15 protein-coding genes and 1 other RNA gene are annotated in these 13717 nt (G+C 68.2%); 8 read left to right on the top strand and 8 right to left on the bottom strand.

Annotated features, from left to right (window positions below):
* Positions 1–27: 27 nt before the first annotated feature.
* On the top strand, positions 28–879 hold the full coding sequence (gene panB, locus DNK52_RS05540) for a 3-methyl-2-oxobutanoate hydroxymethyltransferase (RefSeq protein WP_110240016.1): 852 nt from the start codon (positions 28–30) through the stop codon (positions 877–879).
* A 42-nt stretch (positions 880–921) separates the two neighbouring features.
* Here panB and DNK52_RS05535 read toward each other — a convergent pair whose 3' ends face one another.
* Entirely contained in the window at positions 922–1131 is a 210-nt protein-coding gene (locus DNK52_RS05535; protein WP_110240015.1) for a hypothetical protein, read from the bottom strand.
* Between the two features lie 24 nt (positions 1132–1155).
* On the opposite strand from DNK52_RS05535, the gene map reads away from it, so the two are divergent.
* Complete coding sequence (gene map / locus DNK52_RS05530) at positions 1156–2004, top strand: type I methionyl aminopeptidase (RefSeq protein WP_204163405.1); 849 nt, start codon at positions 1156–1158, stop codon at positions 2002–2004.
* A 94-nt stretch (positions 2005–2098) separates the two neighbouring features.
* Positions 2099–2488: RNase P RNA component class A (rnpB, locus tag DNK52_RS05525), an RNA gene on the top strand.
* A gap of 89 nt (positions 2489–2577) precedes the next feature.
* On the opposite strand, the gene DNK52_RS05520 is transcribed toward rnpB, so the two are convergent.
* Entirely contained in the window at positions 2578–3534 is a 957-nt protein-coding gene (locus DNK52_RS05520; protein ID WP_110240014.1) for an NAD(P)-dependent alcohol dehydrogenase, read from the bottom strand.
* A gap of 176 nt (positions 3535–3710) precedes the next feature.
* Here DNK52_RS05520 and DNK52_RS05515 point away from each other — a divergent pair, with 176 nt between their 5' ends.
* The gene (locus DNK52_RS05515; RefSeq protein WP_110240013.1) at positions 3711–4886 is read left to right on the top strand and encodes a sterol desaturase family protein; all 1176 of its coding nucleotides are present in this window, start codon (positions 3711–3713) and stop codon (positions 4884–4886) included.
* A gap of 87 nt (positions 4887–4973) precedes the next feature.
* Complete coding sequence (locus DNK52_RS05510; protein WP_110240012.1) at positions 4974–5402, top strand: hypothetical protein; 429 nt, start codon at positions 4974–4976, stop codon at positions 5400–5402.
* Positions 5403–5426: 24 nt separating this feature from the next.
* Here the strand turns inward: DNK52_RS05510 and arr are convergent, their stop codons facing one another.
* The 4 genes from arr to DNK52_RS05490 all read right to left on the bottom strand — a co-directional run bounded on the left by arr (position 5427) and on the right by DNK52_RS05490 (position 9095).
* A complete protein-coding gene (arr, locus tag DNK52_RS05505) occupies positions 5427–5858 on the bottom strand; it encodes an NAD(+)--rifampin ADP-ribosyltransferase (RefSeq protein ID WP_110240011.1) in 432 nt (143 codons plus the stop codon).
* A 32-nt stretch (positions 5859–5890) separates the two neighbouring features.
* Positions 5891–6913: an NAD(P)-dependent alcohol dehydrogenase gene (locus tag DNK52_RS05500; RefSeq protein WP_110240010.1), complete on the bottom strand. Its 1023-nt coding sequence runs from the start codon at positions 6911–6913 to the stop codon at positions 5891–5893.
* A 68-nt stretch (positions 6914–6981) separates the two neighbouring features.
* Positions 6982–8430, bottom strand: coding sequence for an RNB domain-containing ribonuclease (locus DNK52_RS05495; protein ID WP_110240009.1), 1449 nt, complete (start codon positions 8428–8430; stop codon positions 6982–6984).
* A gap of 68 nt (positions 8431–8498) precedes the next feature.
* Entirely contained in the window at positions 8499–9095 is a 597-nt protein-coding gene (locus DNK52_RS05490; protein WP_110240591.1) for a malonic semialdehyde reductase, read from the bottom strand.
* Between the two features lie 295 nt (positions 9096–9390).
* Between DNK52_RS05490 and DNK52_RS05485 the strand changes: the two genes are divergently transcribed.
* The 3 genes from DNK52_RS05485 (at position 9391) to yaaA (ending at position 11724) form a co-directional block, all read left to right on the top strand.
* Complete coding sequence (locus DNK52_RS05485) at positions 9391–9594, top strand: cold-shock protein (protein ID WP_110240008.1); 204 nt, start codon at positions 9391–9393, stop codon at positions 9592–9594.
* 220 nt (positions 9595–9814) lie between these two features.
* Positions 9815–10855, top strand: coding sequence for a PP2C family protein-serine/threonine phosphatase (locus DNK52_RS05480; RefSeq protein ID WP_110240007.1), 1041 nt, complete (start codon positions 9815–9817; stop codon positions 10853–10855).
* A gap of 89 nt (positions 10856–10944) precedes the next feature.
* Positions 10945–11724 carry a peroxide stress protein YaaA gene (gene yaaA / locus DNK52_RS05475; protein WP_110240006.1) on the top strand — a complete coding sequence of 260 codons (780 nt, stop codon included), beginning with the start codon at positions 10945–10947 and terminating at the stop codon, positions 11722–11724.
* 2 nt (positions 11725–11726) lie between these two features.
* Here yaaA and DNK52_RS05470 read toward each other — a convergent pair whose 3' ends face one another.
* Both DNK52_RS05470 and DNK52_RS05465 read right to left on the bottom strand, forming a co-directional pair.
* Positions 11727–12536: a zinc ribbon domain-containing protein gene (locus DNK52_RS05470; protein ID WP_239455416.1), complete on the bottom strand. Its 810-nt coding sequence runs from the start codon at positions 12534–12536 to the stop codon at positions 11727–11729.
* The gene (locus DNK52_RS05465; RefSeq protein WP_110240005.1) at positions 12512–13636 is read right to left on the bottom strand and encodes a Nif3-like dinuclear metal center hexameric protein; all 1125 of its coding nucleotides are present in this window, start codon (positions 13634–13636) and stop codon (positions 12512–12514) included. The genes DNK52_RS05470 and DNK52_RS05465 overlap by 25 nt, the downstream gene beginning before the upstream one ends.
* Positions 13637–13717 lie beyond the last annotated feature (81 nt).

Genomic DNA, 13717 nt, shown 5'->3' with positions numbered 1-13717 from the left:
GAGCTGCGAGATGACAGGAGAGGCTCCATGAGCGAAGAGACCGCCCCCTACGGGTCCGGCGCCGCTGCGGCGAGCAGTGCACCGGTGCGCAAGGTACGTACCCACCACCTGCGCGAGATGAAGGAGCGCGGCGAGCCGATCACCATGCTCACCGCCTACGACATGTACACCGCGGCGACCTTCGACGAGGCCGGCATCGACCTGCTGCTGGTGGGCGACAGCGCCTCCAACAACGTCCTCGGCAACGAGACCTCGCTCCCGATCACGGTCGACGAGTTGATCCCGCTGACCCGCGCCGTCTCCAGATCGGCCAAGCGCGCGATGGTGGTGGGCGACCTGCCGTTCGGGTCGTACCAGGCCTCACCGGAGCAGGGTTACCTCACCGCGGTGCGGTTCATGAAGGAGGGCGGGGCCCACTGCGTGAAGTTGGAGGGCGGCGCCGAGATGGCCCCGGTGATCACCAAGTGCGCCCAGGGCGGCATCCCGGTGATGGCCCACATCGGCTTCACGCCGCAGAGCGAGCACGCGTTGGGTGGCTACCGGGTCCAGGGTCGCGGTGAGACCGCGGAGCGGCTGCTCGCTGATGCCCGCGCGGTGCAGGAGGCCGGCGCGTTCGCCGTCGTGATGGAGATGGTGCCCGCCGACGTCGCCGCGCAGGTCTCTGCCGAGTTGCACATCCCCACCATCGGCATCGGCGCTGGCAACGGCTGTGACGGCCAGGTTCTCGTGTGGCAGGACGCCTTCGGCCTGCGTACGGGCAAGATGGCCCGTTTCGTCAAGCAGTACGCCGACCTTCACAGCGTCCTGCTCGAAGGCGCGAAGGCCTACAAGGACGACGTCAAGGCCCGTACGTTCCCTGCCGACGAGCACTCGTTCTGACCCTCGCCGAACTGAGGCGGCGCCCGGACGAGGCCAGTCAGGTCACTTCTGGGCGTCGTCCTCGTCGAGGTCGTCGTTCCAGTTCGGGTCGGTCTCCCACTGCTCGTTGCGCTCCTCGACCTTCTCGAGCGCCCGCGCGGCTTCGGCCTGGGAAGGGTACGGGCCGAGCCGATCCGCGTTCTTGCATCCCTCACGCGGCTCGACGGTGCTGTGCTTGAAGCAGTACCAGTACTCCGGAGACGTGTGACTCATGCCGACGAAACTACACTCACCGTCGTGAGTCCTGTAGTCGCTGCCGCCATCTCTGCCCGCCGTCCCGTGCCCGGCACCATCACCCGCCCGGAGTACGTCGACAAGCCGGCTCCCGCACCCTTCCTGGGCTCCGAGATCAAGGATGCCGAGACGATCGAGAAGATGCGCGTCGCCGGTCGGCTGGCGGCTCAGGCCCGTGAGCTCGTCGGCTCCCACGTGACGCCGGGCGTCACGACTGACGAGCTGGACCGGATCGGTCACGAGTTCCTCTGCGACCACGGCGCCTACCCATCGACGCTCGGCTACCGGAACTTCCCGAAGTCGTTGTGCAGCAGCATCAACGAGGTCATCTGCCACGGCATCCCGGATGCCCGGGTGGTGGAGGACGGCGACATCGTCAACATCGACATCACCGCCTACCTGGACGGCGTCCACGGCGACACCAACGCGACCTTCTTCGCCGGTGACGTCGACGAGGAGTCCCGGTTGCTGGTGGAGCGCACCAAGGAGTCACTGGACCGCGCCATCAAGGCGGTGAAGCCGGGCCGCAGGATCAACGTCATCGGCCGGGTGATCGAGTCGTACGCGAAGCGCTTCGGCTACGGCGTCGTCCGCGACTTCACCGGGCACGGCATCGGCACTTCCTTCCACTCCGGCCTCGTCATCCCGCACTACGACCAGGACTTCTACACCGAGACGATCGAGGTCGGCATGACCTTCACGATCGAGCCGATGCTCAACCTCGGTACGCACGAATGGACCATGTGGGACGACAACTGGACCGTCGTCACCAAGGACCTGAAGCGCAGCGCGCAGTTCGAGCACACGCTGCTCGTGACGCCGACCGGCGCCGAGGTGTTGACCAACCCCTGAGCGAGCCTCGCATGGCCTCGCCCGGCTCACTCTGACCGCGCGACAGACGAATGCGCACTTCCGCGGCGCGCGGACCTAGACTCACCCTTGCGAATGGGTCGGCCGGGCGATCGCGTCACCGAGGGGCAACCTGAGGTGCCGAGGAAAGTCCGGGCTCCACAGGGCAAGGCGGTGGGTAACACCCACCCGGGGCAACCCGCGGGACAGTGCCACAGAAAATAGACCGCCACTCCTCCGGGAGCGGTAAGGGTGAAACGGTGGTGCAAGAGACCACCAGCGTTGCGGGTGACCGCAGCGGCTAGGTAAACCCCACCTGGAGCAAGGTCAAGAGAATCACTCGCTCGCGAGTGGTGCGTGCACGTTCGAGGGCGGCCCGCCCGAGTGCACGGGTAGACCGCAGGAGGCGGCTGGCAACAGCCGCCGTAGATGGATGATCGCCCCCGCTCACGCGGGACAGAACCCGGCTTACAGGTCGACCCATTCGCCCCACCCCCGCTGACCTGCGGACGCAATCGCAGAGCTCTGTGCCACCGACGAGAAGACGTTTCCCGCGGGTCAGGGATGTTGACGACTTCAGGTGGGCACAATCACCACCTTGCCGAGCGCCTGACCCGCACCGACGTACGTGAGAGCAGCCGGGACCTCCTCGAGCGCGAAGGTCCGATCGATGGAGATCGCCACTTCCCCGTCTGCGCAGAGGTCGGCAAGCGGTTGGAAGTGCACCGGGCCTTCCTTGACCGCAAGCACCCCGATGGAACGGCCACTGAGCAACCCGACCACCGAGCCAGCAGTGAGCACGCGGAGCAGTGTGCCCACTGACCCACCCACACACCGGTAGCGGCCACCACGGCTCAGAGCCCGTCGATAGGCGAGGACCGACCTGTGCGCGACCAGGTCCAGCACCAGGTCATAGGGCTGGTGCGGACGCGTGAAGTCGTCCGTGGCGTAGTCGATGACCTCGTCCGCGCCGAGCGACCGCATGAAGGTCAATTTCCTCTGATTGTCCACGCCGGTGACGTGGGCGCCCGCCCGCTTCGCCAACTGGATGGCGAACGACCCCGAGCCTCCTCCGGCACCGTTGATCAGCACCCGTGAACCCGGCCCTGCCCTGGTTGTCCCCTGCAGGGCAATCGCTCCGGCCTGCGGGATGGTCGAGGCCTCCGCGAACGTCAACGCGGACGGCTTGTGGGCCAGCACCGACGCGGGCGCCACCGCGTACTCGGCAAAGCCGCCCTTCAGAGCGAGGTTGTCGCCGTACACCTCCTCCCCGAGCCGGAACCGGGTGACCCCGCCACCCACAGCCTCCACGACGCCGGCGATGTCCGAGCCGAGCGTCCGGTGCGCCGGAGCCCGCAGACCGCCGATCCGCGCGTAGGCAGGCGAGCCGCGCAGGGTCTCCCAGTCGCTGAGGTTGATCGAGGTCGCCGCGATCTTGACCAGCACCTGACCGGCTGCGGGCGAGGGCACCTGCACGTCCGTGAGGCGGAGCACTCCGGGACCGCCGTAGCGGTCGTACACGACTGCCTTCACACCACGAGCCCAGCTCTTCGGCTGCTGCTCAGTTCCATCTCGCCAGCGTAGGGGTGAAATTCCACGCATCTCACAGAACGCCTCCGGGACGGTCCGACGCGGCCCTCCTCGGAACCCGACGAGGGGCGATTCATCGCTTAGGGTCAGTCCGTCGCTCACCCCGCTGGAGGTCCAAAATGCCACGTCCCGACCTGACCGTCCTGGCCATCCCCGCCTTCGTGGGGGCCATGGGCGCAGAGTTCTGGTGGCAGCGCACCCACCCGGCCGAGCCCGGCACGGACCGAGCCGGCGACTACGAGCTCAACGACACCATCGCCAGCCTGACGATGGGGGTAGGCAGCCTCATCGCGCCCTTCGTCACGGGCCCGATCATGCGCCGCCTCTCCCCCGGCGCCACCAAGGCGGGCACTGCACTCCTGGCCGTCGGAGTGGCCGCTGGCGTGGCCACGACCTTGGGAGACGTGCTGCGCCGTCGTCGCGATCACGGAGGCACACTTCCCGAGGCAGGGACCCTCCCGTCGGACGCGGCTGCGCCGGTGGTCGTGCGCTCCCGCGCGGACGCGTTGGGGCTGATGACCTCTGGTTCGGCCGTTGCCGCGGTGGCCTCCACGGCCGTGGCCGCGGCCTCCGTGTGGGCGACACAGACCTCGGCGATGCGCCTGGCCCAACGGTCCCCCTTCGGGATGCGCGGTGGGGCCGCCACCTACCTGCTCGCGATCGCCGGATGGGACTTCATCTACTACTGGAACCACCGCCTCTCACACGAGTCCCGATGGTTGTGGGCAGTGCACGTGGTGCACCACAGCAGTGAGCGCTACAACCTGTCGACCGCCCTGCGCCAACCGGTGGCCGAGGGATTCGGCATGACCGTCCCGTACGGGCTGCTCGCCCTCGCCGGCGTTCCGCCGAAGTACGTCGAGGACGCTCGCGCGCTCAACCTCATCTACCAGTTCTGGATCCACACCGAGGTGGTGCGCTCCATCGGCTGGCTCGAGAAGATCCTCAACACTCCGAGCCATCACCGCGCCCATCACGGCAGCCAGCGGCAGTACCTCGACATCAACCACGGCTCGATCCTCATCATCTGGGACAAGCTCTTCGGGACCTTTGAGCCGGAGGACGAGCAGGTGCGCTACGGGCTGACCCGCAACATCGACTCCTTCAACCCCGTCACGATCGCCACCCACGAGTGGCGCGACATCGCCGCGGACATCACCACGGCGCCGACCTGGCGGGACCGCTTCTCCTTCCTCCTGCGCGGCCCCGGATGGGCCTACGAGCGACGCGAACAACTCGCCTCGGTGGCGGAGCGCCCGGGGAGGTCGCCGGTTTCGTCACCGGTCGCCGGCTGACGCGGAGGTCAGGAGTTCGAGGACAGGTGCGACCATGAGGGCATGAGTTGGGGAGATGTCTGGGTCTGCGGAGCTGAAACTCGACCGATGATCGACGGGGAGGGTCCGCGGCCACCGTGGGTCCTGGCCGGTGCCATCTCCCGCGAGGAGAGGGCCGTCATCGAGGCCACCCAACAACTGCAGAACACCCGCGACCATCGCTCTCGAGCGGTTGACTTCTACCTGCAGGTCCACTCGCCCGACGTCGCGGCCACACGGGCCGGCGCGAAGCCGTCTGCCCTCACCTTCGAACCCAACGGGTTGTGGGTCGCGGTGGACCTCACCGCAGCAGACAGGCCCGAAAACCCCCGTTTCGTCGCGTTCACGCAACGCGTTCGGACTGCCACAGCCAAGCGGCGTCCGCCCGAGCCGGCCCCGGGCGCACGCCGCCCGCGAGCGACGATTCCGCTACGCGGACGGGCACGTTCCGGCGGGAGCCCCCTCGAGTGGGCCTACCGCGCGCCTGCTGCTCGCTGACCATCCGGGCCCCGGGAGGGCCCCTCAGTCCTCGATCTGTGCCGACCCCTGACGTCGCAGCGACTCCAGACCGTCCAGCATGGCCTGCAACGTCTCGGGGGAATGGCCGATCCAGTCGATCTCGCCGACGACGCGCACCGGCTCCCGGCTCCGGAAGGACTTCGTCGGGTTCCCGGGGAACTTCTTGTCCGTGACGTTGGGGTCGTCCTCGAAGTCGCCGGTGGGCTCCACCACGTAGATGTGCCCCCGCCCCTCGCCGGCAGCCAGCTCGGCACCCCAGGTCGCCGCGTCCAGGGTGGCGGTGAAGTAGACGTGGCGCATCACCCGTCCGCCCTCGAAGTTCGACTCACGACCCGGGACCAGCAACTCGCCCACGGCCAGCTCCGCCTTCGTCCCGTGCAGGTAGACCCCTGGCTCGTACGGCTCGAAGGCGACCGGCTCTCGCACCTCACCCATGCTCCGAGGCTAGCGCCGCAGCGCTGGCCCCGTCAGGGAACGATGACCGCGCGCCCCACGATCCGGCCCGCATGCATGTCGTCGTACGCCTGCTCGCCGTCGGTGATCGGGTAGGTCGTGGTCCGGATCCTGATCTGTCCCCGATGAGCCATCTCGACCAGCTCGAGGAGCTCCTTGCGCCTGCCCCACAACGAGGTCGAGACGCTCATGTTGTACGGCGCCGACGTGAGCCCGATCTTCGCGCCACCCATCCCGGCACCGATGATCACCACGGATGAACCCACGCCGCCACAGGCCACGGCCAGCTCGCCGGTCACGTCCATGCCGACGAAGTCGAGCACCACGTGGGCGCCGCGACCCCGAGTCAGCTGCTTGACCTTCTCGGCCGCCGCAGGGTCGGAGGTGAACGCCTCGTGCGCGCCGTTCTCGATCGCGAAGTCGAGCTTCTCCTGACCGATGTCGAGCGCGATCACCCGCGTCGGCGTGAGTTCACGCAGCAGTTGGATCGCCACGTGTCCCAGACCCCCGGCGCCGATCACCACCGTGGTGGTCCCCCCGACGAGCTTGGGCAGGACACCCTTGATCGCCTGGTACGGCGTGAGTGCGGCGTCAGTGAGGGACGCGGCACGCACCGGGTCCAGGTCACCGATGGGGACGAGATGACGAACGCTGTCCACCACCATGTACTCGGCCATGGCCCCGTGCACTCCGAGACCGGGCGACACCATGCCGGTGAGGCAGAGGTTTTCGCTGCCGTCGGCGCACATCTCGCAGACCCCGCACCCCCAGCAGCCGTAGACGATGACGGCGTCCCCGACCGCGACTCCGGTCGCCCCCACGCCGAGTTGTTCCACCACCCCGGCCGGCTCGTGCCCCAGGGTCATCGGCATCGGCATCGGATACCCCTCCTCCGGCATCATCATCACGAACTCGTCGGAGTGACAGAGACCCGACGCGGTGATCCGGAGCAGCACCTGCCCGGGTCCCGGGCTCGGCTTCTCGACCTCCACCACCTGGGGCCTGGCTCCGAAAGCGGTGTACTGGACGGCCTTCATGCTGCCTCCTCGAGACGGGTGGACTGCACTGCCACTCAAACACCCCTGCGCCCCTCCCACAAGGGCACTCAGGCCAGTTCGAACCGAATCTTGCGCGCCACGGGGTCGGCCTCCACCAGCACGACCGCCACTTCCTCGCCCAGTGGCAGAGGCCGGTCACCGTCGACCCGGGACTCGATGGCCGGGTCAGGGATCGTGATGTCGCCGCGGCCCGGGTTCTTCTCGTCCACCTCCAGCACCGTGGCGACGAACCGCTCCCCCACCCGGTCACGCAGCAGCACGGCTTCAGTCAGGTCGAGCACAGCTCGTTCGTAGCGTCCCGCCAACGTCCCGCTCTCCCGCATCACCTTGGGCACCGACTCCAGCTTCTCCAGCACCCATTCCGGCACCTCTTCCCCGGCACAGATGGCCAAGCACATCTCGCCGGCGTAGCGGTCGACCAGGCGGCGCAGGGGTGCGGTGACATGGGCGTAGTCACTCGCCACGGCCGAGTGGCCCGTGTGCTCGGGCAGTGAGCCCACGAAGCCTTCGTAGCCACTGCCCCGGAAGAGTCTCGTGCACGCCACCACCATGGCTGCGTGCCGCGACTGCGTCGGGTCCAGCGAGCGCACGAACTCGGGGTAGGTCATCTCCTTCGGCCATTCGATGCGGAGCCCCTGGGCGATGCGTCGCAACTGCGTCACGTCGCGATCCTGGGCGGGCGGCAACGTACGGAGGAGTCCGACCTCCGCCGCGACCATCAAGGACGCCGCCGCCATGCCGGTGAGCAGGGAGATCTGTGCGTTCCACTCCTCAACCGGCGTCATGGACCGGAACTCCAGGTGCCAGTGGTGGTCGGAGACTGCGATCTCCTGCTCCGGCAGCGGGAGGCTCACGCCACCTCGAGCGGCCTCGAGCCCCAGCCTCTTCGGCCCGACCTCGGCCAACAGGCGCAGCGTCTCGCCGGCGGTGCCGTCGTCGAGCGCGGACTGCGCTTCGGCGTACGTCCACTGTCCCCGGGAGCGAATGAGGGCCCGCTCGACGTGGGTGTGCGTACGCTCTCCCGCGGCGTCCAGACCGATCGTCCACAGCAGCGCGGGACGGACCGCGTCAGGCAGGAGTGACCCGGCGTCCTCGGAGATGATCGGCGGGTGCAGCGGCACCTTCGAGTCGGCACCGTAGAGCGTCTGGCCACGTCGGTTGGCCTCGACGTCCACGGCGTCGCCGGGCGAGACGAAGGCCCCCACGTCAGCGATGGCGTAGTGCACCACGTAGCCGTCGCCGTCACGCCCGAGGTGCAGTGCCTGGTCGAGGTCACGCGCGCCGGGCGGGTCGATCGTCAAGAGCTCCAGGTCGGTGCGGTCCAGCTCGGGCAACCTCGGGCTGGCCGCCGCGGCCTGCGCCACCTCCAGCACCTCCGCAGGGAAGTCAGGACTGACACCGAGTTCACGCTGCACTTCGGCGATGCCGTCACGCAGCGCCTGCTCACCGGGGAACCCCTCGGCCGGATGGACTCGGACGTAGCGCGCGCTGGTCATGCCCGCACCTTAGCCAGCGTCACGAAGCAACCGTGCCGAGTCACCTCGGCCCTCCCGGGGCCGATGGCTCAGAGGCTGAGGACTGCCTGGTCCTCGTCCAGGCGAGGGAGGCGGTCGAACCAGGCGTTCTCGGCCGGGTGGCCGATGTTGACCACCACCATCGTCTTGAGGCCAGTGCCGCCGAACAGGTCCTCGTCGATGCCCGTGGCGTCGAAGCCGGTCATCGGACCCGCAGCAAGGCCGGCCGCGCGCACCCCGACGATGAAGTAGCCGACCTGGAGGCCAGCGTTGAAGCGAGCCGCGTGCTCACGAGCGGTGTCGTCCGCGAACAGGTCCTTGGCGCCGGGAAAGATCGGGAAGACCTGCGGCAACGTCTCGTGGAAGTTCGTGTCTGCCGCGAGGATCGCGACGAGCGGAGCCGACTCGGTCTTGTCGCGGTTGCTGCCGCTCATGTGCTTGAGCAGCTTGGCGCGGGCGTCGTCGCTGCGGACCAGCACGATGCGCAGCGGCTGGCTGTTCATGGCGGTGGGACCGAACTTGACCAAGTCGTAGATGGCGGCCATCTGCTCGTCCCCCACCGGCTCGTCGGTGAAGGCGTTGGCGGTGCGGGCCTCCCGGAAGAGCAGGTCCTGGACGTCCGCAGGGATGGCGAGAGGAGAGGTCATGCAACCCTCAACCACCTCGGTTGCGGCGCTGTTCCCCACGCGCTGCGTGACCTGACTCATGCCCGTCCGGAGGGCGACGCGAAATCAATTTGCATCCCGGAGTCGCCTAATCGCCGATCGTGCCCTATGGTTGACATTGCTGAAGGGATGGCTCTGCTAAGCCGTCCTGGCCGCACAAGATGTCGCGGCTAGTATCTCGTACTTCTGATTTTCGGTTCGCTGGACATCAGCACAGATGGATGTCTTCTGCGGCTCGTGGGCACGTTGCCCTCGGCACGTAACAAGGGAAAAGATCATGGCTTCAGGAACTGTCAAGTGGTTCAACGCCGAAAAGGGTTTCGGCTTCATCGCTCAGGACGGCGGCGGTGAGGACGTGTTCGTCCACTACTCCGCGATCCAGTCCGGCGGCTACAAGTCCCTCGACGAGAACCAGAAGGTCGAGTTCGACCTCGCCCAGGGTCCCAAGGGCCCCCAGGCGGAGAACGTCACCGTCTCCTGATTTTCCGCGAAAGGCCCCGACCTCACCAGGTCGGGGCCTTTTGTGCATTCGCGGATCCGCCCATCGAGCGTTTCGGGATCGCGACGTAACGAGAAGTGTCGGTTAGCGTGGGCATGGCTCGGTGCGACATCACTCACCGACAGATGGAGAGGCATGGTCTGACATCAGAATTCGAGCAAGAGTTGTCGGGACGTGGCTCGCCGCCCTGACGCTCGCTTCCTTGGTCGTCGCGGACGCCGTGTTCACCCGGGACACGATCGCACTCTCACCACTCTTCGCCCTATCGCCGCTGATCGCCTGCGTCGTGCTACCTCCCCTGCGCACCGCCCTCTTCGCCGTGGCCGCTGTGCTCGCAGCCGGCATCTCGGGGTTCTGGCACCACGACCTCGACAGCGCCCAGCACCTGGTCCGTGAGCTGGACGTGTTCCTGGTCAGTTCTGCTGCGGTGATGGTCTCCGTCACCCGCATCCGGCAGGCCCAGCGACTGGGCCGCTTCGTGAAGCTGGCGGAAGTGGCCCAACGCGCCGTTCTGCCCGTGGTCCCGGCGCACGTACGACACACCGACATCGCGGTTCGCTACGAATCGGCCACCGAGGACACTGTCATCGGTGGCGATCTCTACGACTGCTACCACTCCATCAGCCACACCCGGTTCCTGATCGGAGACGTGCGGGGCAAGGGGATCGGGGCCGTCGAGCAGGCCGGGCGAGTCATCCGGGCCTTCCGCCAGGCCGCAGCGATCCACACCGATCTCGACGAGGTGGCAGAGGAGATGAGCGCCTACTTGGCTCCCTTCTTCGACGAGGAGGAGTTCGTCACGGCGATCCTGCTGGACACGACCGTCCCCTCCCGCCCCCTCCTGGTCAACGCTGGACACCCAGCACCCCTGCTCGTCCGCCTCGACGGGACCTACGAGTTCCTCGAGACAGACGCTGACCTCCCCCTCGGTCTCGGTCAGGACTTCAGCCAGTGGGAGTTCGACTGGAAGCCCGGCGACCGGCTCCTGCTCTTCACCGACGGGGTGAGCGAGGCACGCGACGCCGATGGGGAGTTCCTGCCTCTGCGTGACCTGGTCCCGGTCCTTCGAGGACAGTCGGTCGAGACCACCCTCGACCTCGTCCTCGCGCGGGTGCGCGACCACTCCGTACGAGGAGAACTCGGCGACGACGTCGCGGTCATGCTGCTGGAGCACACGACGGCCATCAAGGAGGTCCGCCCCCGGACCCGCGAGCAGGACTGGCTCCCCCTGCTGCCGAACTGAGCTGAGGTGTCCCCGCACCCAGGTGAGTCGGCAACGGCATCGGGCACCTCGCCAGTCGCAACACGATGGCGTCGTTCTAGGGTTGCCGCGTGTTGATCCTGCTCCCGCCCAGTGAAGGCAAGGCCGTGCCGTCGCGCGGCAAGCCACTCGATCTGGAGGCCCTCTCCTTCCCGGCGCTGAACGAGACCCGTCGCCGCATCCTGGACGACCTCACTGCTCTGTGTGGCGGTGAGCAGGAGCAGGCGGCCCAGACGCTCGGCCTCGGCGCCACCCAGCTCGACCTCGTGGCCCGCAATGCCGCACTGGAGGAGACACCCACCGCCCGCGCGGATGCCGTCTACACCGGCGTCCTCTACGACGCCCTTGACCTCGGCTCTCTCACCACGGCAGCTAAGCGTCGCGCCCGGAGCCGCATCGGCATCGCCTCGGCCCTCTTCGGGCTGCTCTCCCCCGCAGACCGCATCCCGGCCTACCGACTCTCCGGCGACGCGGCCCTGCCCGGAGTCGGCACCCTCGCCAGCAACTGGCGTCCCGTCCTCGGTCAGGCCGTCGTCGAGGCCGTGGGCAGCGGCCTCCTGGTCGACCTTCGCTCAGGCATGTACGCCAATCTCTGGCGTCCGACCCCGGACACCGCCGCCAAGGTCGCGAGCGTGCGCGTGCTGCACGAGCACAACGGCACCCGCAAGGTGGTCAGTCACTTCAACAAGGCCACCAAGGGACGCATCGTCCGCGCCCTCATGGAGGAAGGTGCCTCCCCCCGGACGCCGTCGGCGCTCGCCGACGTGCTGCGTGACCTCGGATGGCAGGTCGAGCAGGGGTCACCGGGCGCGAAGGGCACCGAACTCGACGTGGTGGTCAGGGACCTCTGAGGTCAGAGGCCGAGGCCACTCTCGTTCGTGCGCACCATGATGCGGCTGCACTCCTCACAACGGATGACCTCGTCGGCGGGAGCAGCCTTCACCGCGGCCAACTCGAGATGGTCCAGCGTCAGCCGACAGCCACCGCACTCGCGCGCCCGGAGCAGAGCGGCTCCGAGACCGTCCTTGGAGACGCGTAGACGTTCGTAGAGGGCCAGCAGGTCTGCCGGGATGCCTTCACTGGCCGCCTCGCGGCTCGACTGGACCTGGGCAGCTTCGGCATCGATCTCGGTCCACTGCGCGTCGCGCTCGGCCTCGAGGTCTGCCACGCGCTGGTCGATCGCGTTGAGCTCCTCCTCCGCACGACCCAGGCTGGCCTGAGCGGTCTCGAGCCGCTCCATGATCTCGAGCTCGTCGTCCTCGAGCTTGCTCACCCGACGTTCGAGGGACTCGAGCTCGTGCGTCATCCGGGTGAGGTCCTTGGGGTTGGTGATCTGCCCCTCGTCCATCCGCTTGCGGTCACGCGTACGACGCGCCCGCACCTGCTCGACGTCGGCCTCGGCCTTGGTCTGCTCGGCCGTGAGGTCGTGGACCTCGATCTGGGCATCGCGGACCCGGTCCCGTACGAGCGCTCGCTCGGCCTCCAGCGACGCGATCTCACGCAACTGCGCCAAGGTGCCGCGCCGGTGGCGCAGCTGGGCGAGCCGGGAGTCGATCTGTTGCACGTCGAGCAACTTCAACTGGGCGTTCGGGTCGGCTTTCAGCGCAGGCTCCTCATCAACGGCACGGACCTCGATGTTCAGTCCGTGACCAGCATTGTCCACGGGTCCGTGCGCAGGGTGCTCACACGGGTCTCCACCGTAGCCCCCAGATGTGCCCGGAGTCTCGCCTCGACCACCGGCAACCACGTCCATTCAGCCGCCCAGTGGGCGACGTCGACGAGCGCGGGACCCTGCTTCTCGAGGAACTCCGAAGCCGGATGGTGTCGCAGGTCCGAGGTCACGTAGACGTCGGCATCACTGCCTGCCATGGAGTCGAGCAGGAAGTCCCCCGACCCACCCACCAGCGCGACACGACGTACTGGCCGCTCGGGGTCACCGGCCACCCGCACCCCGCCGGCCGTGCTGGGCAGCACCCGCGCCACCCCACGAGCGAAGCCGGCGAGCGTCGTGGGCGCCACGGCACCGATGCGACCGGTGCCGGTGCCGGCAATCCCGGGATCGGCCAGTTCGACCAGGTCGTGCGCCGGCGCCTCGTAGGGGTGGGCAGCCAGCAGGGCAGCGACGACAGCGGCGCGCCGAGCACGAGGCAACACCATCTCCACCCGCTCCTCGGGCACCACCTCGGCGCGACCCACCTCGCCGATCGTGGGGCTGGCACCGGGCAGGGGCCGGAAACGTCCTTCCCCGGGCGCCGAGAAGGAACAACTGTCGTAGTCACCGACCGCGCCGGCACCAGCCTCGGCCAACGCTGCACGCACCCGCTCGGCATGGCTGAGGGGAACGTACGTCGTCAACTTGTCCAGGGGTGGCGCCGTCGCCGGCACCAGTGGTTGGACGTCGACGAGGCCGAGGGCGTGCGCCATCGCCTCGGAGACACCGCCCACCGCCTGGTCGGCATTGGTGTGGGCAGTCAGCAGGCCGCACCCCGCGGTGGCGAGTCGGTGCAGAGTGCGTCCCTTGGCCGTCGTGGCAGCCACGCTGTGGACCGGCTTCAGGAAGAGCGGGTGATGCACGACGAGCAGGTCGGCTCCCCACTCGACCGCCTCGGTGGCCACGTCCTCGGTCGGATCCACCGCGAACATCACCTTGCGCACCTCGGCCTGAGGATCGCCGGTGACAAGTCCCACGGCGTCCCACGACTCGGCCGTCTCCGGGGGGTACCAGGAGTGCAGGAGTGCGACGAGATCAGCGAGACGGGCCATGGGCGGAGCCTAGGCGATCGGTCGCTGGGCCCGGGCGTGCTGCGGCCCCGGACGCGGACACTTTGATGAGAGGGCTCTCAT

It is taken from the genome of Nocardioides gilvus (assembly GCF_003194605.1).
GTDB classification, from domain to species: domain Bacteria; phylum Actinomycetota; class Actinomycetes; order Propionibacteriales; family Nocardioidaceae; genus Nocardioides; species Nocardioides gilvus.
The sequence above is the reverse complement of the archived record's forward strand: the minus strand, read 5'-3'. Positions and strand labels throughout refer to the sequence as shown.